Source organism: Kitasatospora sp. NPDC058406, from assembly GCF_042722765.1.
GTDB lineage: Bacteria > Actinomycetota > Actinomycetes > Streptomycetales > Streptomycetaceae > Kitasatospora.
The window spans coordinates 17,220-41,530 of record NZ_JBHXKE010000055.1; the positions used below are offsets into that span (position 1 = coordinate 17,220).

25 protein-coding genes are annotated in these 24,311 nt (G+C 73.3%); 13 read left to right on the forward strand and 12 right to left on the reverse strand.

Annotation, left to right across the window (positions count from 1 at the left end):
• Positions 1–218: 218 nt before the first annotated feature.
• Positions 219–1,217: a hypothetical protein gene (locus ACFWOG_RS13480; RefSeq protein ID WP_380357908.1), complete on the forward strand. Its 999-nt coding sequence runs from the start codon at positions 219–221 to the stop codon at positions 1,215–1,217.
• A 91-nt stretch (positions 1,218–1,308) separates the two neighbouring features.
• Here the strand turns inward: ACFWOG_RS13480 and ACFWOG_RS13485 are convergent, their stop codons facing one another.
• Positions 1,309–1,554 carry a substrate-binding domain-containing protein gene (locus ACFWOG_RS13485; protein ID WP_329877623.1) on the reverse strand — a complete coding sequence of 82 codons (246 nt, stop codon included), beginning with the start codon at positions 1,552–1,554 and terminating at the stop codon, positions 1,309–1,311.
• Positions 1,555–1,818: 264 nt separating this feature from the next.
• On the opposite strand from ACFWOG_RS13485, the gene ACFWOG_RS13490 reads away from it, so the two are divergent.
• Both ACFWOG_RS13490 and ACFWOG_RS13495 read left to right on the forward strand, forming a co-directional pair.
• Positions 1,819–4,155 (forward strand): Orn/Lys/Arg decarboxylase N-terminal domain-containing protein, encoded by a 2,337-nt coding sequence (locus ACFWOG_RS13490; protein WP_380357911.1) that lies wholly within the window; start codon positions 1,819–1,821, stop codon positions 4,153–4,155.
• A 264-nt stretch (positions 4,156–4,419) separates the two neighbouring features.
• On the forward strand, positions 4,420–4,578 hold the full coding sequence (locus tag ACFWOG_RS13495; protein WP_329877627.1) for a hypothetical protein: 159 nt from the start codon (positions 4,420–4,422) through the stop codon (positions 4,576–4,578).
• Between the two features lie 182 nt (positions 4,579–4,760).
• Here the strand turns inward: ACFWOG_RS13495 and ACFWOG_RS13500 are convergent, their stop codons facing one another.
• Complete coding sequence (locus ACFWOG_RS13500) at positions 4,761–5,678, reverse strand: hypothetical protein (RefSeq protein WP_380357914.1); 918 nt, start codon at positions 5,676–5,678, stop codon at positions 4,761–4,763.
• A gap of 213 nt (positions 5,679–5,891) precedes the next feature.
• Between ACFWOG_RS13500 and ACFWOG_RS13505 the strand changes: the two genes are divergently transcribed.
• The 3 genes from ACFWOG_RS13505 (at position 5,892) to ACFWOG_RS13515 (ending at position 9,236) form a co-directional block, all read left to right on the forward strand.
• Positions 5,892–7,538: a phytoene desaturase family protein gene (locus tag ACFWOG_RS13505; protein WP_380357917.1), complete on the forward strand. Its 1,647-nt coding sequence runs from the start codon at positions 5,892–5,894 to the stop codon at positions 7,536–7,538.
• Between the two features lie 132 nt (positions 7,539–7,670).
• Positions 7,671–8,144, forward strand: a complete 474-nt coding sequence (locus ACFWOG_RS13510; protein WP_329877633.1) for an SRPBCC family protein — start codon at positions 7,671–7,673, stop codon at positions 8,142–8,144.
• 66 nt (positions 8,145–8,210) lie between these two features.
• On the forward strand, positions 8,211–9,236 hold the full coding sequence (locus tag ACFWOG_RS13515; RefSeq protein WP_329877635.1) for a YihY/virulence factor BrkB family protein: 1,026 nt from the start codon (positions 8,211–8,213) through the stop codon (positions 9,234–9,236).
• Positions 9,237–9,305: 69 nt separating this feature from the next.
• On the opposite strand, the gene ACFWOG_RS13520 is transcribed toward ACFWOG_RS13515, so the two are convergent.
• The gene (locus ACFWOG_RS13520; protein ID WP_380357920.1) at positions 9,306–9,890 is read right to left on the reverse strand and encodes an NPCBM/NEW2 domain-containing protein; all 585 of its coding nucleotides are present in this window, start codon (positions 9,888–9,890) and stop codon (positions 9,306–9,308) included.
• A 344-nt stretch (positions 9,891–10,234) separates the two neighbouring features.
• Between ACFWOG_RS13520 and ACFWOG_RS13525 the strand changes: the two genes are divergently transcribed.
• On the forward strand, positions 10,235–11,047 hold the full coding sequence (locus tag ACFWOG_RS13525) for an arginase family protein (protein WP_380357922.1): 813 nt from the start codon (positions 10,235–10,237) through the stop codon (positions 11,045–11,047).
• A 209-nt stretch (positions 11,048–11,256) separates the two neighbouring features.
• On the opposite strand, the gene ACFWOG_RS13530 is transcribed toward ACFWOG_RS13525, so the two are convergent.
• The 5 genes from ACFWOG_RS13530 to ACFWOG_RS13550 form a co-directional block, all read right to left on the reverse strand.
• The gene (locus ACFWOG_RS13530) at positions 11,257–12,552 is read right to left on the reverse strand and encodes an MFS transporter (protein ID WP_380357925.1); all 1,296 of its coding nucleotides are present in this window, start codon (positions 12,550–12,552) and stop codon (positions 11,257–11,259) included.
• Between the two features lie 182 nt (positions 12,553–12,734).
• Positions 12,735–13,940 carry a hypothetical protein gene (locus ACFWOG_RS13535; protein WP_380357928.1) on the reverse strand — a complete coding sequence of 402 codons (1,206 nt, stop codon included), beginning with the start codon at positions 13,938–13,940 and terminating at the stop codon, positions 12,735–12,737.
• Between the two features lie 90 nt (positions 13,941–14,030).
• Positions 14,031–15,236 (reverse strand): hypothetical protein, encoded by a 1,206-nt coding sequence (locus ACFWOG_RS13540; RefSeq protein WP_380357930.1) that lies wholly within the window; start codon positions 15,234–15,236, stop codon positions 14,031–14,033.
• Between the two features lie 241 nt (positions 15,237–15,477).
• Complete coding sequence (locus ACFWOG_RS13545) at positions 15,478–15,843, reverse strand: darcynin family protein (RefSeq protein WP_380357933.1); 366 nt, start codon at positions 15,841–15,843, stop codon at positions 15,478–15,480.
• Positions 15,844–15,888: 45 nt separating this feature from the next.
• Positions 15,889–16,782, reverse strand: a complete 894-nt coding sequence (locus ACFWOG_RS13550; protein ID WP_380357936.1) for an NAD(P)H-binding protein — start codon at positions 16,780–16,782, stop codon at positions 15,889–15,891.
• A gap of 106 nt (positions 16,783–16,888) precedes the next feature.
• Here ACFWOG_RS13550 and ACFWOG_RS13555 point away from each other — a divergent pair, with 106 nt between their 5' ends.
• Positions 16,889–17,839 carry a LysR family transcriptional regulator gene (locus ACFWOG_RS13555; protein ID WP_380357955.1) on the forward strand — a complete coding sequence of 317 codons (951 nt, stop codon included), beginning with the start codon at positions 16,889–16,891 and terminating at the stop codon, positions 17,837–17,839.
• Positions 17,840–17,992: 153 nt separating this feature from the next.
• Here the strand turns inward: ACFWOG_RS13555 and ACFWOG_RS13560 are convergent, their stop codons facing one another.
• Positions 17,993–18,367, reverse strand: a complete 375-nt coding sequence (locus ACFWOG_RS13560) for a hypothetical protein (protein WP_380357938.1) — start codon at positions 18,365–18,367, stop codon at positions 17,993–17,995.
• A 98-nt stretch (positions 18,368–18,465) separates the two neighbouring features.
• Here ACFWOG_RS13560 and ACFWOG_RS13565 point away from each other — a divergent pair, with 98 nt between their 5' ends.
• The 5 genes from ACFWOG_RS13565 (at position 18,466) to ACFWOG_RS13585 (ending at position 21,673) form a co-directional block, all read left to right on the forward strand.
• The gene (locus tag ACFWOG_RS13565; RefSeq protein ID WP_380357958.1) at positions 18,466–19,248 is read left to right on the forward strand and encodes a DegT/DnrJ/EryC1/StrS family aminotransferase; all 783 of its coding nucleotides are present in this window, start codon (positions 18,466–18,468) and stop codon (positions 19,246–19,248) included.
• On the forward strand, positions 19,245–19,685 hold the full coding sequence (locus ACFWOG_RS13570) for an NUDIX domain-containing protein (RefSeq protein ID WP_380348550.1): 441 nt from the start codon (positions 19,245–19,247) through the stop codon (positions 19,683–19,685). The genes ACFWOG_RS13565 and ACFWOG_RS13570 overlap by 4 nt, the downstream gene beginning before the upstream one ends.
• Before the next feature lie 56 nt (positions 19,686–19,741).
• Positions 19,742–20,167, forward strand: a complete 426-nt coding sequence (locus ACFWOG_RS13575) for an NUDIX hydrolase (protein ID WP_380357941.1) — start codon at positions 19,742–19,744, stop codon at positions 20,165–20,167.
• A 209-nt stretch (positions 20,168–20,376) separates the two neighbouring features.
• Positions 20,377–21,117 carry an alpha/beta fold hydrolase gene (locus ACFWOG_RS13580; RefSeq protein ID WP_380357944.1) on the forward strand — a complete coding sequence of 247 codons (741 nt, stop codon included), beginning with the start codon at positions 20,377–20,379 and terminating at the stop codon, positions 21,115–21,117.
• A gap of 136 nt (positions 21,118–21,253) precedes the next feature.
• Positions 21,254–21,673 carry a hypothetical protein gene (locus ACFWOG_RS13585; RefSeq protein WP_329877655.1) on the forward strand — a complete coding sequence of 140 codons (420 nt, stop codon included), beginning with the start codon at positions 21,254–21,256 and terminating at the stop codon, positions 21,671–21,673.
• 112 nt (positions 21,674–21,785) lie between these two features.
• On the opposite strand, the gene galK is transcribed toward ACFWOG_RS13585, so the two are convergent.
• The 3 genes from galK to galT are packed head-to-tail and all read right to left on the reverse strand — an operon-like array spanning position 21,786 to position 24,153.
• On the reverse strand, positions 21,786–22,925 hold the full coding sequence (galK, locus tag ACFWOG_RS13590; protein WP_380357947.1) for a galactokinase: 1,140 nt from the start codon (positions 22,923–22,925) through the stop codon (positions 21,786–21,788).
• Positions 22,922–23,056: a hypothetical protein gene (locus ACFWOG_RS13595; protein ID WP_380357950.1), complete on the reverse strand. Its 135-nt coding sequence runs from the start codon at positions 23,054–23,056 to the stop codon at positions 22,922–22,924. Before ACFWOG_RS13595 ends, galK begins: the two co-directional genes overlap by 4 nt.
• Positions 23,053–24,153, reverse strand: coding sequence for a galactose-1-phosphate uridylyltransferase (galT, locus tag ACFWOG_RS13600; RefSeq protein ID WP_380357953.1), 1,101 nt, complete (start codon positions 24,151–24,153; stop codon positions 23,053–23,055). Before galT ends, ACFWOG_RS13595 begins: the two co-directional genes overlap by 4 nt.
• Positions 24,154–24,311: the final 158 nt, after the last annotated feature.

Sequence of the window (24,311 nt, forward strand, 5' to 3'; positions counted from 1 at the left end):
CCCGGCCCCCCCGGGGGGCCCCCCCTGCACCCCCCACGCCGCGGCCCCCCGGCCCCTGGGCCGCGGCCCCCCGCCGTGGGGCGTCCCGCCGGTTCGGCCCCCCGGGGCCCCCCACCCTCGGCGGGCCCCACCGGCCCCGTGTCCGCGCACCGGTGCCGCACCGTCGGGCGGAGGGGGTGCGGCGCCGTCCGCAACCGCGGGACGCTACCCTCCGGGACATGGCTCAGCCCCCTCACCCCCGGATCGTCACGCGGCTCGTCGACGGGCACGTCTGCGCCTACGACCTGGCCGCCGGTGCCGCGGACGTGCTGTCACCCGCCGTGAGCTTCCGGCCCGTTCCCGGGGACGAGGTCGTCGACCGGGCCGTCGCCGCCGACCTTCGGCGCGCCTACTACACGACCCTCGACGCGGTCGTCTGCGTGACGTCGGACGGGGACGAGGTCTGGCGGTCGGCGTTCGGGCCGCCGTCGGACCGGCGGTTCGGGCACTGGCCCGGCTGCGCCCTGTCGGCGGACGGACGGACGGTGTGGGTCTACCGGCCCGACGTCATGGCCGGCCGCGACCGCCCCGACCAGTGGGTCGTGCTGGACGCCGGGACGGGCGCGCTCGTCGCCCGGGCGGACCTGTCGACCGTCGGGCAGGGCGGCCGTCAGCTGTCGCACCGGACGAGCGGTCAGGTCCTCCTGAACGTGGGGGAGGGGCAGGACGGTTCGGTCGTCTACCGCGGGTCGCTGACCGAGGGCCGGATGGACCTCGTCCGCTACCCGTGGGACGACCGGTGCCTGATCGACCTGTCGCCCGACGGACGCCGGTTCCTGACCGTTCACCACGATCAGACCGACCTCGCCGTCCACACCTACCCCGACGGCGAGGTGGCGTTCACCCTCACCGTCGACGCCTTCGGGCACGACCCGGACGGCACCTACCTGGAATGGAGCGGCGGCTACCTGGACCAGGACACCGTCGTCGTGACCCTCGTCGGCGAGACCGAGGACGAGGACGAGACCGAGGGGGAGGAGGTCGGGGAGGAGTGGCGCCGTCACTACCGCGTCGACGCCTGCTCCGGCCGGGTCCGGGGGGAGTTCGACGCAATGGTGGCGGGGGACTCCGACGACTTCCGGCCCCTCGGCGACGGATCCTGGCTCACCACGGATCCGTCCGGTCACCCCGTCCGCCGCACGGAACCGCCGGGCGCGGCCCGGGAGCCGCTCCGCTGACGGCCGTCCGGATCCGCAGGGGACCGGTTTGGGCGGCCTCGACGGGGCACCGTGTGAACTCCCTTCCGCCGAAGGCTGTTTCGGGCGGTGGTCAGCCGGACTCGCGGACCACCAGCCGGTGGGCGATGCGCTTCCGGGCCTGCGGCAGCGGCGTGCTCACGGCCGCTGCGGACATCTGCACGACCTCGTCGAACGCCGGCTGTGCGAACGCCGCGAAGTCCAGCCGGAGCGCCGTGAGTTCGGGCTCGACGAAGACGCCGATCCTCAGGCCGTCGATGCCGATCACGGCGCACGAGTCCGGCACGGCGAGCCCGCGGACCCTCAGCTCCTTCAGCACACCACCGGGACCCGCTCGGGCGTGGTCCGCTTCTCCCTGTACACCCGAAGCCGAGGTGCCGCGCCGCGCGAGCGTGTCCGAGCCGGCCACGGCGGCGACCGACCGGCCGTGGGCCCGGTACGGACGGCACCGCCCGGCGCCGTCCGCACCGGGTTCGTGGTCGCTCGAAAGGGTGAGAGCCGCCGCTTCCCGCCCCGATCCCCGGTGCGTGGCCTCGACACTGGGCACGTCGGGCCGCTGGGCCCACGGCAGACGGAGAGTGCCATGGCGAACGGAAGTGTCCTGCTGGCGTTGCGCGAGGACCCGCTGGGTCGGGGAGTCGGCGGCGACCAACTACGGCGCATCGGCAAGGAGCTGGAGAGCCGCGGGCTGGAGGTGCGGTGGGCGCGGACGGTCGAAGGGGCCGTCTCCGTCCTGAGCACCGAGGCGGGTCTGGCCGCGGCGGTCGTGGCCTGGGACCTCCCCTCCGAGGACGGCGCGGCGGCCGACGGTGAGGGCGCGGTCGTCCTGCGGCACGTCTCGCGCCGGTTCAAGGACCTGCCGGTCTTCGTCGTGATGTCCGAGACGGCCGACCTCGGGCTGGACCGGCTGCCCCTGTGGGTGGCCGAGATCGCCGTCGGCTACATCTGGCCCCTGGAGGACACCCCCTCCTTCATCGCCGGCCGGGTCCTCAGCGCGGCGCGTGCCTACGCCGACGCCGTCCTGCCGCCGTTCTTCAAGGCGCTCCGCCGGTTCGACGACGCCCACGAGTACTCCTGGCACACCCCCGCGCACTCCGGTGGCGTCGCCTTCCTGAAGTCGCCCGTCGGACGGGCGTTCTTCGACTACTACGGCGAGCGCCTCTTCCGTACGGACCTGTCGATCTCGGTGGAGGAGCTGGGATCCCTCTTCGAGCACAGCGGTCCCATCGGGGACGCCGAGCGCAACGCCGCCCGCGTCTTCGGCGCGGACCGGACGTACTTCGTGCTGCACGGGAACTCCACCGCCGACCGCATGGTCGGTCACTACTGCGTCGCCGACGGCGAGATCGCCCTGGTGGACCGGAACTGCCACAAGTCGGTCCTGCACGGGCTGGTGATCTCCGGCGCCCGCCCCGTCTACCTCGTCCCGACCCGCAACGGCTACGGCCTGGCCGGGCCCCTTCCCGCCACCGAGACCCGTCCCGAGGCGGTGCACGCCCGGATCGCCGCCCATCCGCTGACACCGGGGGCGGTGTCCCCCGGGGCCCAGTACGCGGTGATCACCAACTCGACCTACGACGGCCTCTGCTACGACACCGTGCAGACCGCGCGTGCGCTGGCCCCCAGCACCCCCCGGCTCCACTTCGACGAAGCCTGGTTCGCCTATGCGCGCTTCCACCCCCTCTACGCCGGCCGGTACGGCATGGCCGTGGGCCCGGACACGTTCGAGGGCGACGAGCGGCCGACGGTCTTCTCCACCCAGTCGACCCACAAGCTGCTGGCCGCCCTGTCGCAGACGGCCATGGTGCACGTGAGGTCCTCCCCCCGGGCACCGGTCGAGCACCACCGGTTCAACGAGGCGTTCATGATGCACGGCACCACCTCCGCCCTCTACCCGGCGATCGCCTCGCTCGACGTGGCCACGGCGATGATGGACGGACCCCAGGGGGAGTGGCTCGTCAACGAGGCGATCACCGAAGCCGTCCGGTTCCGGCAGGCCGTCGTCCGCACCGGACGCCGGATCGCGGCCGCCGGCGACAGGCCGCCGTGGTTCTTCGGCGTCTGGCAGCCCGACACCGTGACCGACCCGGCCACCGGGACCACCGTCCCCTTCGCCGACGCCTCCCCGGCGCTCCTGGCCACGGACCCCCGCTGCTGGGAGCTGGAGCCCGGCGCGGCGTGGCACGGCTTCCCCGGACTGAGCCGGGGACAGTGCCTGCTGGACCCGGTCAAGGTGACGCTGACCTGCCCCGGCGTCGACGCGACGGGCCGGACGGCCCCCTGGGGCGTCCCCGCCCGGATCCTCACCGCCTACCTCGCGGGCCGTGGCATCGTCGTGGAGAAGACCGACACCTACACCGCGCTCGTCCTGTTCTCCATGGGCATCACCAAGGGGAAGTGGGGCACCCTGATGGACGCCCTCATGGACTTCAAGGCCCTCCACGACGCCGACACCCCGCTGCGCCGGGTGCTGCCGCACCTGGTCGAGCGCCACCCGCAGCGCTACGGCCGGACGACCCTGCGCGAGCTCTGCCAGGAGATGCACGAACACCTCACCCGCGCGGAACTGATCGACGCCCTGGACACCGCGTTCCGGGAGCTGCCCGAGCCGGTCGTCCCGCCCCAGCACTGCTACCGGCAGCTGATCCGGGGCGGTACCGAGCGCCTCCGTCTCGCGGAGGCCGCCGGCAGGGTGGCCGCCGCCATGGTCACCGTGACCCCGCCCGGGATCCCCGTCCTGATGCCCGGGGAGGCACTCGGGACCCCCGAGGGCCCGGTCCTGCGCTACCTCGGCGCGCTGGAGGCCTTCGACCGCTCCTTCCCGGGCTTCCACAGCGAGGCGCACGGCGTGTCCGTCGACCCCGGCACCGGCGACTACCTCATCGAATGCGTGCGGGAGGACGTCCGGGCGACGTGGTGACCGAGGGGCCGTGCGCGGGGCGAGCTCGGGGCGGGCCCCTCCCGCCTCGGCGTCGTCGGGCACACATCGGTCCGGCACGCGCCCAGGGCGCTCCGAGGACACCGGGCAGTCCGGCGCGAACGGTCCTCCGAGGTGGTGCACGGTGGCCTGGAGGAGCCTGCGGTCCCGCCGGGTGGTGGGCGAATCGGGTGACGCCTGACATGGCCTCACTCCTCGGGGGCAGAAGGGACAGCATCTGTTCCGGCCAAACGCTCGGAGGTGCACATGTCCACCACCATGGTGTTGCTGGTGGCGCCGCTCGTCCTCGCTGCCGTACTGGCGGCCACCGGCCCGCGCACGGCGTCCCGGCACCGCGGCCCCCGCGCCGTCGTCGGTCGTGGTGACGACGCGTACCGGCCCCGGCACGCCCGGCCCTCGCCCTGACGCCCTGCCCTGACTCTCCGCCCTGGCTCCTCGTCGGGGTCCGCTGCGCGAGTCACACCGTTCCACCGGGCCGCCCCGGCATCGCCGGGGCGGCCCGGTGCGTCGTACCCCGGCGGTCGTACCCCGGCCGTCGTGGTACGTCGCGCAGCGGCGGGGCGGGCCCCCGCCGTACCCGTCCCGGGTCAGCGCCCGCGCCGCCGCAGGTCCGGGGCCAGGGGGAGCTGATCGCCGGTGGCACCGGTTTCGAGGCGCGCGTAGTCCGGGTGGTCCAGCCGGTGGTGGACGTAGATCTGGTCGGCCCACGGCGGGTCGAACGGCGTGAACGCGCGCAGGCCCAGGACGCGGCCGACCACCCGGTCGGACCGCTCGGCGTTGAAGTCGGCGACCGCGGCGGCTTCGCCGATCTGCTCGACGGTCCCCGGAAGGTCGTCGAGGTAGCAGGTGACCCGCGGCAGCAGGTGCCCGTGCGCGGAGCCGCGGAACAGGTCGAGGGCGGTCGACGTCGAGGAGTAGTAGTCCAGGTCGAGGGAGACGAAGCCCACCGGATGATCGCGCAGCACGTCCGCGTGGGTGTCGAGGTAGTCGGGCAGCGTCCGGGCGAGGTCGCCGATCACCAGCTCGGACGAGCCCAGGCGGGCCCGCAGCCGGTCGTGGTCCATGGTGTAGAAGCCGGGACCGAACAGGTAGGGCATGTCCCGGGGGTCCTTGGCGGGGGGCATGCCCGAGCCGCCGTCGAAGCCGACCACCCGCACCGCCACACCGGTGGCGGCGGCGTAGTACCGGGCGTGCTCGGCGAGCGCCAGCAGCCCGTTGCCACCGGCCACCCCGAACTCGACGACGGTGACACCCGGGTGCCCCAGCCGCGCGGCCGACTCGGTGGCCCGACGCACCCCGTACGCGTAGTGGGGCCGCTCGACCAGCCCGAACCGGTACGCCGGCGCCGAACCGACTCCGGGCAGCCGCCGCAGCAGCCGGTTGCGCACCGCGTTCCGGGTGCCGGACTTCGACCAGTCCCACAGCACGTCGGCCAGCCCACCGGCAGGCCGCCGTCCGAACGGGTGACCCTTCTGGGCGGTCGTCCCCACATTCCTGCGCACCATGGCACTCCCCACACGACGAAGCGGTCGGGGGCAGCCTTCCCGTCCACCCCGCCCGCCCAACCGGTTCGCCGCAGGGCGCGGCCGAGAAGTCGTGGGGGACGGTCGCGGCCGTCCGTCCTCCGGAAGGTCCGGAACGGGTCGCCGGATCCTCGGCGGGCCGTGCGGCACCGGCGCGGGTAGCGTGCTGCGAGGGGGAGCGGCGCAAGGAGGGTCATGCCTGACGCCATCGTCATCGGCGCCGGCCCCAACGGGCTGGTGGCCGCCAACATCCTCGCCGACGCCGGCTGGCAGGTCGACGTCCTGGAGGGCCGGTCCGAGCCCGGTGGCGCCGTCCGCAGCGACCGGGGTGTCCACCCCGACTACGTCCACGACGTGTTCAGCTCCTTCCACCCCCTCGCCGTCGCCTCGCCCGCCATCGGCGCGCTGGACCTGGGCGCGTTCGGCCTGCGCTGGAGCCACGCGCCCACCGTGCTGGCCCACCCCCTGCTCGACGGGCGCGCCGCCACGCTGCACCGGGGCGTCACGGCGACCTGCGCCGGCCTGGAGGGCGCGTTCGGCGGGGCGGACGCCGAGGCGTGGCAGCGGCTCTCACGGCTCTGGGACGACCTGGACCCGTATCTCCTGCGCACGCTGTTCACACCGTTCCCCCCGGTCAGGGCGGGTGCGGCGATGGCCGCCCGGCTGCGGGCCGCGGGCGGACTGCGGGCCCTGCGGTTCCTGACCCTTCCGGTGCGCCGTCTGGCACAGGAGGAGTTCACCGGGCCCGGCGCCGGCCTGCTGCTCGCCGGGTGCGCCCTGCACGCCGACCTGCTGCCGGAGGGAGTCGGCAGTGGGGCGTTCGGCTGGCTGATGGCGATGCTCGGCCAGCAGGTCGGGTGGCCCGTCCCGGTCGGCGGCGCCGCCGCGCTGACGGACGCGCTGGTGCGGCGGCTGGAGTCCTCGGGCGGAAGGCTGCACTGCGACGCCCCGGTGGTCGAGGTGGTCGTACGCGGCGGGCGCGCGCTGGGGGTGCGGACCGCCGACGGCCAGGCGTACCGGGCCCGCCGCGCGGTCCTCGCGGACGTCGCGGCCCCCGCCCTGTACGGCGGCCTGGTCGGGTGGGAGCACCTGCCGTCCTCAATGCGCGCGGACCTCCGCCGCTTCCAGTGGGACCTCTCCACCGTGAAGGTCGACTGGGCCCTGAACGGAGCCGTGCCGTGGACGGCGCCCGCGACGGCCGGCGCCGGGACGGTGCACCTGGGGGCCGATCTGGACGAGCTGAGCGACTACGCGCTGCAGCTGGGCACGGACCGCCTGCCGCGTCGCCCGTTCGTGCTGTTCGGGCAGATGACGACGGCCGATCCCGTCCGCTCCCCGGCCGGCACCGAGTCCGCCTGGGCCTACACCCACGTCCCCCGGGCGATCAAGGACGACCTGGGGCCCGACGGCATCACGGGCAGCTGGGACCCGCGGGAGGCGGAGGCGATGGCGGCCCGCATCGAGGACCAGGTGGAGCGCTTCGCCCCGGGGTTCAAGGAGCGGATCGTCGCCCGGCGGATCCTCACCCCGACGCTGCTGCAGGAGCTGAACCCCAACCTGGTCGGCGGCGCGATCAACGGCGGCACCGCCGCGCCGCACCAGCAGCTCGTCTTCCGCCCCGTCCCGGGCACCGGGCGTCCGGAGACGCCCGTCGCCGGGCTCTACCTGGCGTCCTCGTCCGCGCATCCCGGGGGCGGGGTCCACGGCGCCTGCGGGGCCAACGCCGCCCGCGCGGCCCTGCGCGCGCACCGGCTCCTGGCCGGCCGCGTGCTCGCCCCGGGCCTCGCCGCGGCGCAGCGACTGCTGTCGGGCCCGCGCGAGCACCCCCACGACCACGACTGACGACCGCCGGAGCGCGCGGACCGGGCGGACCGGGCCCGACGACGCGCCGAACGGACAACCGGACAGCCCGGCGATACGGCAACACGGCACCACGGCACCACGGCAACACGGCAAGCACCGAGGAGGAGTCGCATGGCACGGCGCCAGCAGTTCATCGCATGCCCGCCCGAAGCAGTCTGGGGCGTCCTGGCCGACGGCCACAGCTACGCCGAGTGGGTGGTCGGGACGCAGGACATCGAGCACGTCGACCCCGGCTGGCCGGCGGTGGGCGCGGCCCTGCGCTACCGGGCCGGTCTCGGCCCGCTCACCATCGACGACAGCTGCACGGTCCGGATCTGCGAGCCCGGCACCCGCCTGGAGCTGGAGGCGAAGGCCGCACCGTTCGGCACCGCCCGCATCGCGTTCACCCTCATCCCCTGGGGTGCCAACACGCTGGTCCTCCTCGACGAGCACCCCCTGACCGGCCCCGGCTCGCGCTTCGAGGGACCACCGAGCGAATTCGTGCTGCACCTGCGCAACCGCAGGCTGCTCGGCAACCTCGCCCGGGTGGCGGTCGAGGAACACCGGCAGGCCACCGGAACCGGTGCCGGCCGGCCCGGCGGGTGACCGCGTTCCGCAGGTCGGGCTCACACCGAGGGGATTGACCGCGGCCGGTGCGGACAGACGCCCGTCATGGCACCTCGGTTCAGACACGCACACGGGCCCGACGGCCGGGAGAACGACGCCGGGCCGGGCCCGAGCCGACGGGTCACGGAAGCGGCCCCGGACTCTCCCGGCGACCTCTCCCGGCGCTCGTGGTGGGCCGCACTGCGACGCACCGGCAAGGAGTTCCTGGAGGACGAGCTGCCCGACCGCGCTGCGGCCCTCACGTACTACGGCGTCCTGGCGATCTTCCCGGCCCTGCTCGTCCTCGTCTCGGTGCTCGGCGTCATCGGGCAGTCCGCGACCGGTGCCGTGCTGGACAACCTGCAGAACCTGGCACCCGGCGCCGCCCGCGACATCCTGCGCGACGCCGTCGACCAGCTCCGGAACTCCGGCGGCGGCGTCAGCTCGGTCCTGCTGGTCGTGGGCCTGGCGGGCGCCCTGTGGTCGGCGTCCGGCTACGTGGCCGCCTTCATCCGCTCCTCGAACGCCGTCTACGACATCCGTGAGGGCCGCCCGGTGTGGAAGACCACACCGCTGCGCCTGGGCCTGACGCTCCTGCTGATGGTGCTGCTGGCGGCGAGCGCGGTGATCGTCGTGTTCACCGGCCCGCTCGCGGACCGGGTGGGCCGCGCACTCGGCCTGGGCGGTACCGCGCTGACGGTGTGGTCGGTCGCCAAGTGGCCGGTCCTGCTGGTCCTCGTCGTGCTGATGATCGCGGTGCTGTACTGGGCCGCGCCCAACGTGCGGGACCGGGGCTTCCGGTGGGTGTCCCCGGGCAGCGTGCTCGCGGTCGTCCTCTGGATGGCGGCCTCCGCCGGGTTCGCCCTGTACGTCGCGAACTTCTCCTCCTACAACAAGACCTACGGCACGCTGGCCGGTGTGATCGTCTTCCTGGTCTGGCTGTGGATCTCCAACCTCGCCATCCTCCTCGGCCTGGAGTTCGACGCCGAGCTCTCCCGGGAACGCGCCATCGAGGGCGGCCTGCCCGAGAAGGAGGAGCCGTACGTGCGGCCCCGCGACACCCGCACCTGGCCCGACGACGAGAAGACCTAGCCGGCCGGGCCGCCGCCGCGGCCCGGCCCGGAGAAGGTCCGGAGAGCCCGGACAAGGGTCGGAGAGGGGTCAGAGCACGGTCACCCGGGCCCGGGCCCAGGAAGTGTGGTCGAAGGCCGTGTTGCCGTTGGCGTCCTCGACGACCAGCCGCAGCAGACGCACGCCCCGGACGTCGACCTCGACCGGACCGGAGGCGCCCGTGAGCTTCCCGGTGGTGAAGAGCACCCTGCCGTCGCCGTGGACCGACGCCTTCGTCGCACCGAGCGCGGACTGCCGGGTGGAGAAGTCGTCGATGCCGACGAGCGCCGTGAACCGGTTCCCCCGGGCGCCGAGGTGGTAGACGATCTCGGACGGCGCGTGGACGCCCAGGCCCTTGGTGTACGTCGTGCCGGCGAAGGTGATCGGCGTGCCGTCGCCGGCCTCCTTGCGGCCGTTGGAGGTGTCGCGTTCGACCGGGCCCCAGCCGTTGGTGGCCGACACCCAGGGGAGGTCGCTGAGGTAGGCGTTCGTGGTCGGCGGGGCCGGGAGGAGAGGTGTCCGTCCGGTCGCGGAGAAGGCCAGCGGACCGCCGGTGGAGCGGGCGCCCGCGGTGACGGCCAGGGACCCGTCCGTGCCCGGAGCGGCGCCGGTCGGCGCGGTGACCTCCCACGTCACGGTCAGGACGGTGCGGTCGCGCTCATCCCACGGCTCGCCCTCACCGGCCACGAGTCCGAGCTCGACATCGTCATCCGGTCCGTCGACGGCCCGCCCCTGGCCCGGCGGATCAGCGTGGCCATGCTCCGCTCCACCGTCTCCGTCTCCGTCTCCGACTCCGCCGACGCCCTGCGCGAAGCGCTCGCTTCGCAGGCGCGGAAGATCACCGAAGCCTGGAACGAACGCCCCGCCTGACGACGACCCGGGTGCCGGGCCCGACTGCCGCGAGATCGCCATACCAGGTATGGACACCCGTCGAGGATCTCGGCATTCCTCTCCGCCGGGACCGCTGCCACGCTGAGGACATGAACCCGCACCCCTCCTCCCTCACCGTCTACCGCGGCCCCGCGGGGGACCACAACGACCGCGCGATGAGCGCCGTCACCCTGCTCGGCCAGGCGTTCACCCGTCGGCTCGGCATCTCCCCGGTCGTCGTCGGCTCCCCGGAGCCGGCGCAGCCGGCCAGCTGGGACCGGGAGCTGCGCCGAGCGCTTCCCACCCTGCAGCGTATGGCTGAGCGCATCGACCAGGTCATGACCGCCGGACAGGCGCCGATCAGCGTCATCACCCGGTGCGCCGTCGCCCTGGCCTCCCAGCCGGTCGTGCTCCGTCACCGCCCCGACGCGGTCGTGGTGTGGTTCGACGCCCACGGGGACATCAACGTCCCCGCCGACACCACCACCGGATACCTCGGCGGTCTGGCCCTCGCCGGTCCGCTGGGCTGGTGGGACTCCGGTCTCGGCGGCGGGCTCCCCGAACAGCAGGCCGTCCTGGTCGGCGCCCGCGACCTCGACCCTGCCGAGATCCGGCACGTCACCGCCGGCCGCGTGGCCCTCGTGCCCCCGGGCCGCGGGCTCGACGAGCGCCTCGCGGACGTCCTCCGGGGCCGCCCCGCCTACCTGCACGTCGACTGCGACGTCATGGAGCCGGGGCTGTTCACGACCGACTACACCGTTCCGGGCGGCCTCAGCCTCGACGACCTCCACGCCTGCGCGAAGGTCCTTGCCGTGAGTGCGCCCGTCGGCGCCGAGATCGCCGAGTTCGAGGGGAACGGCTCCGCGACGGCCGACGACCTCGTCGCCGCGATCGAGCCCCTCCTCGCCGAACTCCGCCGCTGAACGGAGGGTTCGTCGGACCGGACGTGCCGGTCGGCGAGCCCGGTCCGTACCCGGAGCGGCTGCGGCGGCGTTCGAGAATCAGCACAGGGCGGTTGGACCGGACCCTCCGTCAGTTCGTGACGCAGGTCCGTTCCACTCTCCTTGGTCGCCGTGACCGCACGACCGTCCGGGACCGTCGCACTGCCGCCGGGAGCGCCCGGACCCCGGCATCAGCCCTGGACGGTGTCGGGAAGCGGGGCTTCGCCGGGCCGGGCAGGTGCCGTGCCGGTCGTGTCGTGGATCGGGCGGCGGGTGCGCTCCGCCCAGGCCGCCACCGGCGGGCCCGCCGCGCCGAGGGCCGCGAAGAACACGCCGAGGAGCAGCCAGCCCGCGTGCCCGAGTCCGAGGACCGCCGTCGTCAGGACCACCGGAGCCAGGGCCTGCCCGGCGTTGAAACCGAGGCCGAAGAAGCCCTGGTACTGCCCTTGGGCGTGGTCGGGGGCGAGGCCGAAACCGAGGGCGAAGCCGCCCGAGGACTCCCACACCTCTCCGAGGCTGTGCACGCAGACGGCGAGGACGGCGAGCGCCGGCGCGATCCAGGTCGGAACGTCCGCGGTCAGGGCCATCAAGGGGCAGCTGACCAGGAAGAGCAGCCCGGCGACGCGGAACGCCCGGCCGCCCTGGCGCGGTGTCTCCACCCGCGAGCCGATCCTGCTCTGGAGCAGCACGCACACCCCGCTGTTGACCGCGTAGACGGCCGCCACGGTCCACCGGGGCGCATCGGTGTGGGCGGAGAGCCAGATCGGCAGGAGCAGGGAAACGGTCTGGTACTGCAGGCCCATGGCGCCGTAGAGCGCGGTGAAGCACACGTACGGCCGGTCGGACAGGACGGCCCAGCGGTGGTGCTCCTTCGGCCGGGGCAGGGGCCGGTAGTCGGGGATGCCGATCAGGGCGATCAGGCCGGCACAGGCGAAGCTGGCGGCGTTGGCGAGGATGAGCGCGGTGTACGCCGGGCGGCTGTTGACCGAGACCGCGAAGGCGGCACCGAGGGTGCCCAGGACCACGCCGAGGTTGACGAACGTGCGGAGCTTCGCCCTGAAGGCGGCCGGTCGTTCACCGCCGGCACGGGCGATGAGCGCACCACCTGCGGCGCCGCCCCCCGTGGCCGCCAGCCGGTCCAGGGTGGCGATGAGCGTGAACGTGAGCCAGCTGTGGATGAGGACGAACGAGGCCATCGTCACGGCCTGCATCGCGAGGGCCGCCAGCCAGACCGTGCGCGGCCCGTACCGGTCGGCCAGGTTCCCGGCCGGGATCCCGGCGAGCAGCCCGACCAGCCCGGCGATCGTGAGGCCGAGACCGACCTGCGCGGCGGGCAGGTGCACCACCAGCGTGAAGTAGAGCACCGCGGCGGTGTTGAACAGCCCGTTGCCCACCCGGCTGACGAAGCTTGCCGCGATGAGGGCGCGCTGCGGACCGGTTTGCGCCGGCGCGCCGGATATCTTCACCCCGACACTCTTCATGATCATGTCGAACAGGCTAACAGCGCCCCCGTCGGCCCCCTCCGGACGGTCCGTGAGGCCGCGGCCGTGATCGCCCGCAGCGCGGGGCTGTCGTGTCTGACGGGTCGCCAACGAATCGCCGGCGGTTGGGCGACGGGTCGGCGTTCGACGGACGTCGCCCCGCCGGCTTCCCGCGGCCGTCCCATGGGTCAGACGTAGTCGACGCTGTAGACGACGTCGGCCGAGAACTCGAACCTGTCGCCGAGCGTGACCGGGGCGCTGGCGAGCGTGAGCACGGCGTCGGTGACCAGTTCCTTCCCCTGGCCGGCCGGGAACGGGAGCGACGTCCCCCGGCCGGGGCCGCCGCCGAGGTAGTCGGCGGTGCTCGCCCGGTCGTCGTCGTCCTGGGGGACGCTGCCCGAGTCGTCCTCGGTGCCGTCGACCCAGACGCGGACCGTCGTGGCGGCGTCCGGCGGCGAGATCGTGAGGTCCGGCCCTGCCGGGACTTCGAGCATGTCGCCGGTGGTCATCGGCTTCCACGAGACCGGAGGCGACATCGCCGTCGCGGAGCCGCCGGTGATCCCGAAGGTGAACTCGCCGGATCCGCTGCCGATCTTGTCGCTGTCCTCGTGGCAGTGGAGCCGGGCCAGTCGGGCGCGTACGACGCGCTGTTTGGTCCTGACAACCTCCGGGGGCGTGGCGGGGGCGAGGCCGGTGGTGTTCCAGACGATGTCGTAGTCGCCCGCTTCGTTCCAGGCCAGGATCGTGAACCACAGTTCCTGGTTGGTCCGCAGGGGGATGTGGCCCGGGGTCGCCGCAGAGATCCGGTCCACCACGGAGACCCGGTGCACGATCGCGGGCCGGGGGGAGACGGCGTCGGCGATCACGTCCGGCGCGAGGAAGACCGGGTGGCCGAAGCTCTCGGTCTGGGGCGTGCTGCCCAGGAGCTGGACACGGGCCATGGTCCGGCTCTGGGTGACGAACGCCATCGAGACGAACGTCCCGCCCGGGGTCACCATGACCCGGGGCTTGTCGCCGCATCCGGTCAGGAAGGTGGCGTGACCGCGTCCGATGGAGGGGAAGTCCAGGGCGCCGAGGGTGAGCCGCCTCGGCTGCGGGTTCTCCGCGAGTTCGGCGCTGCCGTGCCCTCGGTTGAACAGGCGCAGCTGGTAGATCCCCCCGAGGGGAACGAGCTGGACGGTCGGGCTGGTGGGGCTCTCGGAGACCGGGCCGGGGCGCAGGGTGAAAGGCGGTAACGGGGCCGTTGCCGGTACCCCGGCCGGGGTGAAGGGGAGCGTCCGTTCCCAGAGCTCCAGGGTGGCCTGCCCGCCGATCGAGTCGCTCGCGTCGAGGTGGAAGACCGCGCCGCCGGCGAGGGCGATGGCCGCCGTGCGGTCCGGAATCAATCTGACCATGGTGTCCTCGCTTGTCCGGTATCGGCGGTTCGGCGGTTCGGCGGTTTGACGGCCCGGGAACGGCGCGGGCCGGTCCGGTCCGGCCCGGATTCAGGCGTAGGTGACGGAGTAGACGACGGTGGTCGAGAAGCTCAGCAGCTCGCCGTCCGTGGTCGGAACGCTGTGGAGCACCAGCGGCTGGTCGGTCACCTGTTCGCGGCCCTCGCCCGCGGGGAAGCTCAGCGGGGTTCCGCGCCCCGCGCCGCCGCCGAGCCGGCCGGCGGTGCTCGCACCGTCGTCGGAGTCCGACGGGAAGCTGCCCGAGTCGTCCTCCGTGGCGTCGACCCAGACGACCACCCTGTCGTCCGTGAACGGTGCGACCAACTGGAGGGCGGTGGCCCAGGCGGGGAGGGGAGTCATGTCGGACCTCAGGGCCATGGGATCCCAGGTGAAGGTCTGTGTCACCGTGCTCGCCCCGCCGGTGAGGCCGAAGGTGAAGTCCGCCTCGCCGAAGCTGTGCCTGTCGCTGTCCTCGTAGCAGTGGACGGCGGTCACCCTGGCCTCGACGATCCGGTTCTTGACCTTGATCTTCTCCGGTGGTGTCGCGGGGGCCTCGCCGGTCGTGTTCCAGACGAAGTCGAAGAAGCCCGCCGCGTCCCACACCACGATCAGGAAGAAGAGCTCGGTGCCGGGTCGCAGCCCGACGTGGGACGAGGTGAGCGGCGAGCGCAGGTCGTCGATCAGCGAGAACTCGTGCATCAGCGCGGGCCGGTCGGAGGTCGCGGTGGCGATCACCTCCTGGTTGCCGAAGAAGGGGTGCCCGGTCAGCGGCGCCACCTGGGGCGGGCTGTCGGAGATCTGGACCCGGGCCATGACCGGGGCGCTCGTCGCGAAGGCGGCCGTCACGAACGTGCCGCCCGGCGTGAGGAGGGTCTGAGGTCTCTCGATACACGCGGTGAGGAACTTGAGGCGCGTCTTCGGGCCCGCGCAGGGGGTGTCGACCCTGCCGATCAGCAGCTCCGGCGGCGGCTTCTCCGCCAGCGCGGCGCTGCCCCTGCCCTTCTCGAAGAGGCGGGCCTGGTAGAGGCCGCCCACGGGGACGTCCGCGTGCAGGGCGCGCGTGGGGTGGGGCGGGTCCCAGACGGGGCCGAGGACGAACGGGGGAGGCGGCGGCGCCGCCGGGTCGAAGCGGACCGTCCGGTGCCAGATCTCCAACCCGACGGCTGTTCCGGACGGGTTGACCGTGAAGTCGGCCGGGCCTGTCCCGCCCGCGTTGACGGCGATCCCGGTCGGGTCGTTCGGAGTGAACCTGACCATCGCAGGCCTCCTCGCGTCTACTCCCTTCCATCATCACCCCGCACCGGACCGACCGCCGGATCACCGGCCCCGGCCTTCGCGGGACAACCGTTCCCGCCGGGCCCTGCGGGACGGCCGACGGCTCCGGCTCCTCCGGTTCCTGTGCCCTCCTGTTCCTGTGCCCTCCTGTTCCTGTGCCCTCCGGCCGGGTGGGGCCGGAGGGCACAGGAACAGACGCGCGCGGCGGGTGGTGGGCGGTGTGTCAGGTGGTGATGGTGGCGACGGGGTCGAGGCCGTAGGTGCGGGCGTAGCCGTTCTCGGTGCCGACGAGGAGGTCGATGACCTCGAAGTAGCGGTCCCAGAAAGGGGTTTCGCGCAGCGCGTCGATGAGGAGCTGGTACGCGTGGTGGTCGTCGGCCTCCCACACCCAGACGTCGGTGACGCGCGCGGAGTAGAACTCGGTGTCGTAGAAGCGTGACCGGACGCCGGTCGTCCTGGCCTCGATCACGGGCAGGACCTCGGTGGTGAAGGTCTCGACGCGTTGCCGGACGGTCAGGGCGAGCCACTCGGGCGTGGTCTTGACGAGCATGAACGCGGTGACCGGCGATGCGGTCTTCTCAGCGGGCATCAGGGTGTCTCCAGAGCGGCAGGTGGCATCGGTGCGGTGGGGGCTTCAGGAGAGGACGGCCGGCTTGAGCGTCCGGGCGCACCACTGCTCGAAGCCGGTGGGCGAGGCGGTCTGCGGGGTGCGGGCGACACCGGCGTCCAGGCCCTGGTCCTTGGCGCGCTTCATGTCGACGATGCCCTGGACGAACGCGTCGTCGAGGCCGTAGCCGACGAGGGTGGCGTACAGCGCGTCGAGCGACTGGCGCTCGTAGCGGACGGGGCGGCCGAACTGTTCGGTCATGATGCGGGCCAGGTCGTTGGGGGAGAGGTCCTGCGGCCCGAGGACCGGGACGCTGCCGGTGCCGGTCCACGAGCGGTCCAGCAGCAGGCCTTCGGCCGCGGCCGCGATGTCGGCGGTGGCGACGAGCGGAGCCCTGCGGTCGGCGTCGACGGAGTCGGTGAAGCAGCCCTTCTCGCGGATCGAGTCGGCCTCCTCCAGGAGGTTCTCGAAGAAGGACGGGTTGGCCAGGGCCCGGTAGGCGACGCCACTGCCGGCGATGAGGTCGTCCAGGGCGAGGGAAGCGGTGACGAGGCCGGCCCGGTCGGCGAGCGGGGTGCCGCGGCCGAGCGCGGAGACTCCGACGACATGGCCGACGCCGTGCGCCGCGAGCGCCCTCACGGCCGGCCCGCTGAAGCCGCTGTAGGCGACCTGTGGGGACGGGGCGGCGACCGGGGGGACGAGCCAGAAGACCGCGTCCGCACCGTCGAAGGCCCGGTCGACGACCTCGGCGTCCCCGTGCGAGCCGACGACCACCTCGACGCGTCCGCGCGCCGCGTCCGGAAGCCGGGCGGGGTCGCGCACGATCACGCGCAGTTCCTCGCCTGCGGCGGGGGCGGACTCCAGGAGCCGGGAGAGCAGGTGACGGCCGATGTTCCCGGTGGGAGCAGTGATGACGATCATGAAAACCTCGCAGGTCGGGCTGGTCGGTACGCCCCTCATCCTGCTGAGGACCCCGGTGCTGCCACAATGGGAACGTCGGCACGGAATCATTGACGGAAACGGAATAATGCTGGTGAACAGCCCGGATTCGGCCCTCGACGCCAACCTCGCCATCGCGTTGGACGCCCTGCTGGCCGAGCAGAGCGTCACCCGGGCCGCCGCCCGCCTGCACACCTCGCCCGCCGCCATGAGTCGCACGCTCGCCCGCCTGCGCCGCACCTTGCAGGATCCGCTGCTGGTCCGGGCCGGGCAGCGCCTGGTCCCCACCCCCCGCGCCCTGGCCCTGCGCGACGAGGCCGCCGCCGTCGTGCAGCGCCTCGGAGCCCTGCTCAGCCCCGATGCCGGCGTCGACCCCGCCACCCTGCGCGGCACCTTCACCCTCCAGACCGCCGACCTCGTCGGCGCGGCCCTGGCCCCCGGACTGCTGCGCCTGGCCGAGCAGGAGGCGCCGGGGGTCTCGTTCCGGCTCCGGGCCGAGGAGTTGGAGGCCGGCCCGGCCCTGCGCGACGGCCGGATCGACCTGGAGGTCGGGTCCATCGACCACGTGGACCCCGAGACCAGGGTCGAGGAGCTGGTCAGCCTCCGCATGGTGGCGGCCGTCCGGCCCGGCCATCCGCTGACCGAAGGACCCCTGACCCCGGCCCGGCTCGCCGCCGCCCACCACGTCGCGGTCAGCCGCCGCGGCCGGTTCACCGGCCCCCTCGACACCGCCCTGGCCGAGCAGAACCTTCACCGGCGGGTCGGCATCGTCCTCCCCAGCCACCTGGCCGCCATGATCCTCGCCGCCCGCAGCGACATCGTCTGCCTCGTCCCTGCCGCACTCCCCGGCGCGGCCCCCTCACCCCTCACCGGCGACGCCGTCGCCCTCGGACTGCACCTCCTGGACCTCCCCCTGACGCTGCCGCCCGTGATCGTCGGCATGGCCTGGCACCCCCGCCATGCAGCCGACAGGGCCCACCACTGGCTCCGCAACGCCATCCGCCGGACCCTCCGCCCGCCCGGTAGTCCGACCGCGTGAAACAGGAGCCGGCTGTCCCGGCGGCTGTTCAGGCTGTTCAGCGGGCCGCCCCGGCACGGCTGTCGGAGGCCGGCGCGCCCGCTGGTCGCAGGACCCGCCGACGTCGCGCCCGGCATCGTGCGGCCGCTCCCCGTCGGACGCCCCCGGTGACGGTCAGGCCGGATCCGGGGCCGGCTCGTCCTGATCGTGGGCGCCGCTGCGCCGGTGGGGGACGGCGGTGGCGTACTGGGCGGCCTGAAGGAGGTAGGAGGCCCGGTACCGGCCGTCGGGGTCCGCCATCAGCTCGGCGTGGCTGCCCTGCTCGGTGAGCCGGCCCTCGTGCAGGACGTAGATGAGGTCGGCGTCGGCGGTGGCGGCGAGCCGGTGGGTGATGAGGGTGACGGTGAGGCCCTGGTCGGCGAGTTCGCGGATGTGTACGTTCCGCGACTGCGCGTCCCCTTGTGCGGCGTTGAGCTGGGGTTTCGTTCGAGTCCGCGTCAGTTGTCGTCGACGTCCGTGCGCAGAGTCGTGTCCAATCCTTGTGATCAACCGTTCGTGTCTGGTGCTGTCCGCGTACTCAGCAAAGGTGCTCAGCCAAGTACAGATGAACGTGCTCAGCCCGTAGCTCCCATCTCGCCATCCAGGCCATCGCCAAGACGCACAACCTCCTCCTGCTGGAGGACGGATCCCACGCCCACGGCGCCTCCCACGGCGGTAAGAGGATCGGCACCTTCGGCCTGGCCGGCGCGTTCTCGCTCAACGGCCCCAAGCCGCTGTCCGGCGGCGAGGGCGGGTTCGTCCTCACGGACGACGACGACACCTACTACCGACTCCTGACGTTCGGCCACTACAACAAGCGAGCCAAGTCCGAGATCCCGGCCAAGCACCCGCTCGCGAAGTACGCGGTCACCGGGTCCGGCCTCAAGCTCCGGATCCACCCGCTGGCCGCCGCCATCGCGCACGACCAGCTCGGCCGCCTCGACGGCTACCTCGCCGGACGGGCGGAGATCGCCCGCTACCTGACCGAGGAGTTCGCCCGGATCCCCGGGCTGGAGGTCATCCCGATGCCCGAAGGAGTGATCCCGTCCTGGTACGGCTTGACGATCACCTACCGGCCCCAGGAGCTCGTCGGCCTCAGCGTCGAGCGGTTCCACCAGGCCCTGGTCGCCGAGGGCGCGGTCGAGTTCGACCGGCCGGGCTCCACCTGCCCCGTGAACCAGCTACCGCTGTACCAGAGCCCGGCCATGCTGTTCCCCGGCCACCCGCACGCCCACCGCCGCTACCAAGCAGGGGACTTCCCGGTCGCCGAGCACACCCACGCGCACACGATCAAGCTCCCGGTCTGGCATCGTGAACAGGATCGTCCGCTGGCCGAGCAGTACATCCGCGCGGCCATCAAGGTGAGCGACCACCACAAGGAGCTGCTGTGAACTCTCCCTTCGACGACCCCACGTTCGAGGACACGATCCGCGCCGCCGCCGAGACGGACGGGGTGGAACGATTCGTCGTGGCCGCCGTGATCGCCGACGGCGACCGCATGCTGTTCCTGCGGCGCCCGGCCGGCGAGTTCATGGCCGGCCTGTGGGAGCTGCCGTCGGGCAAGGTCGAGAAGGACGAGGGCATCGAGCAGGCCCTGCTGCGGGAGGTCGACGAGGAGACCGGCCTGCGGATCGACGCGGTCGAGAAGTACCTCGGGCACTTCGACTACACCTCCGGCAGCGGCGCCCGCACCCGGCAGCTGACCTTCGAGGTCACCGTCACCCGCACCGGCCCGGTCACCCTCACCGAGCACGACGCGCACGAGTGGGCCGGGCCCGACGAGATCCCAGCCGTCAGCGAGGCCGTACGGGAACTCGTCACCCGCTGATCGTGCACCGTGAGCGCATTGACCAGACCCGCGGAGACGGATACAACGCCTTCTGCGTGGGTGCACTCATCGTCCGCCACGGCCGGCTCCTGATGCTCCGACGTACGGCGTCGGACTCCTGGGCCGGCCGTTGGGAACCACCCGGCGGCGGCGTCGAGGCCGGCGAAGCCCTCGCCGAAGCTCTCGCACGTGAGGTCCAGGAGGAGGCCGGGCTGGCCATCGCCAGCGCGCTGTACATCGGCCACCTGGACTACCCAGCCCGTGAGAACCCCCTGCTGCCCGCCAGCAGGGGGTTCTTCTTCGCCGCCGAGGAACCGCCCGGTCACTGGCCGGTCCGGATCAACCAGACAGAACACGATCGCTTCGCCTGGTCCACGGCTGACCGTGTCCGGTCGACACGGCCTGACCTCCGCGCTCTCGTTATCCGGCGGCTGGCGCTTACGGCCCGGAGCGGCGCGGGGCCGCCGGGCGACCCGGCGTGAGGGCCTCGGACGGCCAGAGGTTGACGACCCGTCAGAACGAACTCTCCGAGCCGGTACGGATGGTGGAATCTGCGGGCCTGTCGGACGGCCTTCGCGGCACCCGCGCCCGCTACCCTGGCGTCGGCGGCGCCCCCACCGGGCGCGCCGGCCCTGCGGATGATCAGCTTCGACCCTCACGGGAAGGTGGGGCGACATTCCATGAGGATGCCATGAGCACGTTCGTACTCGTGCCCGGCTTCTGGCTCGGTGCCTGGGCCTGGGACGCGGTCGCCGCGCCGCTGCGCGCCGCCGGGCACACCGTTCACCCGGTGAGTCTGACCGGCCTGGCCGAGCGCGCGGGCGAGGCCGGACCGGAGGTCGGGCTGGAGACGCACATCGCCGATCTGACCGGTCTGATGGTCCGCGAGGACCTCCGGGAGGTCGTCCTGGTCGCGCACAGCGGCGGCGGCGCCCCGGCCACCGGCGCGGCCGACCGCCTGCCCGGGCGGATCCGGCGGGTCGTCTACCTCGACAGCGGGCCGCTCCCGGACGGCGCCGCCCTGCGCGACCTCTGGGAACCCGCCTACCGGGCCCGCGCCGAAGCGTCCCTGGTCGGCGGCTGGCGGCACCCGATGCCTCCCTGGGACGAACTGGCGGCGAGCGGCGCAAGCCTGGACGGCCTGGACCAGGAGACCCTCGACGACATCCGGGCGCGCGCCACCGATGTGCCGGTCAGGGTCTTCACCGAACCGCTGCGGCTCACGGGCGGCGGACAGGCCCTGCCGAAGGCGCTCGTCTCCTGCTCGTTCCCGCTGGAGCAGATCCGCGCGATGATCGCCTCCGGGGAGCCGTACTTCGCCCCGCTCGCCGGCCCCGAGTGGGAGCTGCGCGAACTGCCCACCGGCCACTGGCCGATGTTCTCCCAGCCCGCCGGGACCGCCGTGGTGCTGGAGGAGTTGGCGGCGCTCTGAGGAACGACGGCCCCTCCGCGGACCGCCCTCCGGCCGGCGAGAATTCGGGTGGTGTGGCGCGGAGACGAAGGGGAAGACGGTGCCAGGGAGCGTCGGTGACGGTCCCTCACCACCGGCCCGTCGAGGAGGACCACCCATGAGCCAGCCCGTCCCTCCGAACCTTTCCGTCGTACGCCTCGCCACCGAGGCCGCCGATCTTCTGCGTGCCGCCGGTACGGCTCCCCAGGGTGGCCGTCCGGGCCTGCTGCACACCGCCGAGGCGGCCGAGACCGTCGCTGCGCTCGCCGGAATCGCCGCGCGCCTGCCGGAGCTGCTGGACCAGGTCGAGGCCTTCCTCAGCAGCGAGCAGGCCTCGGGCCGGATCGCGCCCGCCACCGAACCGGTGGGCGACGCGGCGTTCGACGTCATCCGGGCGGCCCGCGATGCCCGGGACCAGCTGTACGAGGCGAGTCGCACCGCGGCTCTGCTCGCCGAGGTCCTGGCGGCTGCCGCCGGCACTCTCGCTCCGCTGGGCGGGTCCCGGACGGCCGGAGGGCCCCTCACTCCCCACGTCTGAGCGCCCGCCCGGACGCGGTCGCGCCGTTCGACGTCCTGCCGTGCCGGGGCAGCCTGCGCGGCGCTCGGGGACCGGTCGGCCGTCGCCGCCGGGGGCAGCCCTTCGGGGAGGCTCAGACGATGCGGCGGGCGCCGGAGGAAGGGACGGCCGTGAAGGCGCGGGGAGCGGTGTAGGCGGCCTGTCGGAAGGCGGTTTCGACCGCGGTGGTGACGGTGGGTGCCCGGTCGGCCGCGACGAGCGCTATCACCGAGCCGCCGAAGCCGCCGCCGGTCATCCGGGCGCCCAGCGCGCCGGCGTCGACGGCGGCCTCGACGGCGAGGTCGGTCTCCGGGCAGGAGACGCCGAAGTCGTCGCGCAGCGAGGCGTGTCCGCTGGTCAGGATCGGGCCGAGTGCGTGGAGGTAGCCCTCGTGGAGGAGGGCGGCGGCCTGTTCGACGCGCGCGTTCTCGCTCACCACGTGGCGTACGAGCGGGCGTAGTTCGGCCGGCAGGCGGTCAAGCGCCGCCGGCAGCCTGTCCGGGGTGAGGTCGCGAAGGGCGGGGAGGCCGAGCAGGGCGGAGGCCCGCTCGCAGCCGGCCCGCAGCTTCGCGTACTCGCCGTCGGCGAGGTCGTGCTTGACCTGGGTGTCGATGACCAGGAGCCGCAGACCGGCGCCCTCCAGGTCGACCGGGACGTGACGGGCGGACAGGTCGCGCGTGTCGAGGAACAGCGCCTCGCCCTGCCGGGCGCACACCGAGGCCATCTGGTCCATGATCCCGCAGGGGACGCCGACGAAGGCGTTCTCCGCGCGTTGGGCGATCCGGGCCAGTTCCTTCCTGGTCAGCCCGAGATCGTGAAGGTCGTTGTACGCGGCTGCCACGACGCATTCGATCGCTGCCGAGGAGGAGAGGCCGGCGCCGGTCGGCACGTCGCTGTCGATGTGTACGTCGGCACCGCCGATCGCGCATCCGGCCTCGCGGAGCGCCCAGACGACGGCGGCCGGGTAACGGGCCCAGCCGTCCACGCCGCCGGGGGAGAGGGCGTCGATGTCCAGTTCGACGGTCCGGCCGTCGCCCTGCTCGCTGTAGAGGCGAAGAGTTCGGTCGGCGCGGGGGCGGACGGTGGCGCGGGCCGCCTGGGGCAGCGCGATCGGCAGGACGAACCCGTCGTTGTAGTCCGTGTGCTCGCCGATCAGGTTGACCCGGCCGGGGGCGGCCCAGACCCCGGTCCGGGCGGGGGCCGTCGCGCTGTCGGGGGTGCGTACCGGGCTCATCGGGCGTGCTGCCTCTCGGTGTTCCGCGTCGGGGTGAAGGCCCGGGCGTCGGCGACGACGTCGTCCGGGTTCGGGCGGCGCGGGGTCCGGCCGGCATGGCCGGCGCCACCCGTGACGAGGTACCTGCTCATGACGAGACCTCCCGCAGACGCTGCGCGGCCGCCTCCGGCGACACGTCGTTGACGAACGCGTCCATCCCCGATTCCACACCGGCGAGGTACTTGAGCTTGCCGGCCGTGCGGCGGATCGTGAACAGCTCCAGATGCAGGGCCAGTTCGGGGGCACCGACGGTCGGCGCCTGGTGCCAGGCCGCGATGTACGGCGTCGGCGCGGTCCGTCCGCCGCTCTCGGCCTCGACGAACAGGCGGTCGAAGCGGCGCAGCAGTTCCAGGTAGAGGCCGGGGAACTCGGCTCGCTCCGCCTCGTTCAGGTGTGTCAGGTCGGCGACCCGCCGGTTCGGATAGAGGTGCACCTCGTAGGGCCAGCGGGCGGCGAACGGAACGAACGCCGTCCAGTACTCACCGGCCAGCACCACGCGTACCGGATCGGCGCGTTCGGCCGCCAGCACGTCCTCGAAGAGGTTGCGGCCGGTGGTGACGCGGTGCCAGTCGGCCTGCTCGATCATGCGGGCGGTGCGCGGCGGGACGAACGGGAAGGCGTAGACCTGTCCGTGCGGGTGGGCGAGGGTGACGCCGATCTCGGCGCCGCGGTTCTCGAAGATGTACACGTGCCTGACGTCGGGGAGCAGGGACAGTTCCGCGGTCCGGTCCGTCCACGCGTCGAGGACGAGGCGGACCTGGGGCTCGGTCAGGTCGGCGAACGACGATCCGTGGTCGGCGGTGAAGCACACCACTTCGCAGCGCCCGGCGCCCGGCTCCGCCTTGGCCACCGGGTGGCCGAGGTGCTCGGGGTCGGCACCGGTGGCCAGGGCGGGGAAGCGGTTCTCGAACACGACGACCTGGTAGTCCGAGGCGGGAACCTCGCTGAGCCGGCCGTCGTGGGAGGGGCAGAGCGGGCACTCGTCCGCGGGCGGACGGTAGGTGCGGGCCTGCCGGTGCGCGGCGATGGTCACCCAGTCCCCGGTGAGCGGGTCCCTGCGGATCTCGGACAGGCTCGCCGCCGGCTCCAAGGGACGCAGGTCGACCGAGCGGGCTCGGGGAGTGGCGTCGTCCTGGTCGAAGTAGAGGAGTTCGCGGCCGTCCGCGAGCTTGTCCGAGGTTTTGATCATGGCTTCCTTCCCTGCCGGGCCTGTCTCGGCTACCCGTACTGAGCAAGCCTCGGGTTCATATTCGAACACAAAAGAACAGAAGTCAACAATTAGATGTCGTGAAATGGTGGGTGAGCACGGCCGGGCGGAGACCCCCGCCGGACGTCCGGGCGGCTGTC

Coding starts and splice junctions, on each gene's coding strand:
- ACFWOG_RS13530 (WP_380357925.1), bottom strand. CDS start 12,552: ATGATCATGAAGAGTGTCGGGGTGAAGATATCCGGCGCGCCGGCGCAA.
- ACFWOG_RS13585 (WP_329877655.1), top strand. CDS start 21,254: ATGAGCCAGCCCGTCCCTCCGAACCTTTCCGTCGTACGCCTCGCCACC.
- ACFWOG_RS13495 (WP_329877627.1), top strand. CDS start 4,420: ATGTCCACCACCATGGTGTTGCTGGTGGCGCCGCTCGTCCTCGCTGCC.
- ACFWOG_RS13540 (WP_380357930.1), bottom strand. CDS start 15,236: ATGGTCAGGTTCACTCCGAACGACCCGACCGGGATCGCCGTCAACGCG.
- galT (WP_380357953.1), bottom strand. CDS start 24,153: ATGATCAAAACCTCGGACAAGCTCGCGGACGGCCGCGAACTCCTCTAC.
- ACFWOG_RS13515 (WP_329877635.1), top strand. CDS start 8,211: ATGGCACCTCGGTTCAGACACGCACACGGGCCCGACGGCCGGGAGAAC.
- ACFWOG_RS13505 (WP_380357917.1), top strand. CDS start 5,892: ATGCCTGACGCCATCGTCATCGGCGCCGGCCCCAACGGGCTGGTGGCC.
- ACFWOG_RS13500 (WP_380357914.1), bottom strand. CDS start 5,678: ATGGTGCGCAGGAATGTGGGGACGACCGCCCAGAAGGGTCACCCGTTC.
- ACFWOG_RS13545 (WP_380357933.1), bottom strand. CDS start 15,843: ATGCCCGCTGAGAAGACCGCATCGCCGGTCACCGCGTTCATGCTCGTC.
- ACFWOG_RS13550 (WP_380357936.1), bottom strand. CDS start 16,782: ATGATCGTCATCACTGCTCCCACCGGGAACATCGGCCGTCACCTGCTC.
- ACFWOG_RS13510 (WP_329877633.1), top strand. CDS start 7,671: ATGGCACGGCGCCAGCAGTTCATCGCATGCCCGCCCGAAGCAGTCTGG.
- galK (WP_380357947.1), bottom strand. CDS start 22,925: ATGAGCCCGGTACGCACCCCCGACAGCGCGACGGCCCCCGCCCGGACC.
- ACFWOG_RS13580 (WP_380357944.1), top strand. CDS start 20,377: ATGAGCACGTTCGTACTCGTGCCCGGCTTCTGGCTCGGTGCCTGGGCC.
- ACFWOG_RS13535 (WP_380357928.1), bottom strand. CDS start 13,940: ATGGTCAGATTGATTCCGGACCGCACGGCGGCCATCGCCCTCGCCGGC.
- ACFWOG_RS13555 (WP_380357955.1), top strand. CDS start 16,889: ATGCTGGTGAACAGCCCGGATTCGGCCCTCGACGCCAACCTCGCCATC.
- ACFWOG_RS13480 (WP_380357908.1), top strand. CDS start 219: ATGGCTCAGCCCCCTCACCCCCGGATCGTCACGCGGCTCGTCGACGGG.
- ACFWOG_RS13490 (WP_380357911.1), top strand. CDS start 1,819: ATGGCGAACGGAAGTGTCCTGCTGGCGTTGCGCGAGGACCCGCTGGGT.
- ACFWOG_RS13595 (WP_380357950.1), bottom strand. CDS start 23,056: ATGAGCAGGTACCTCGTCACGGGTGGCGCCGGCCATGCCGGCCGGACC.
- ACFWOG_RS13525 (WP_380357922.1), top strand. CDS start 10,235: ATGAACCCGCACCCCTCCTCCCTCACCGTCTACCGCGGCCCCGCGGGG.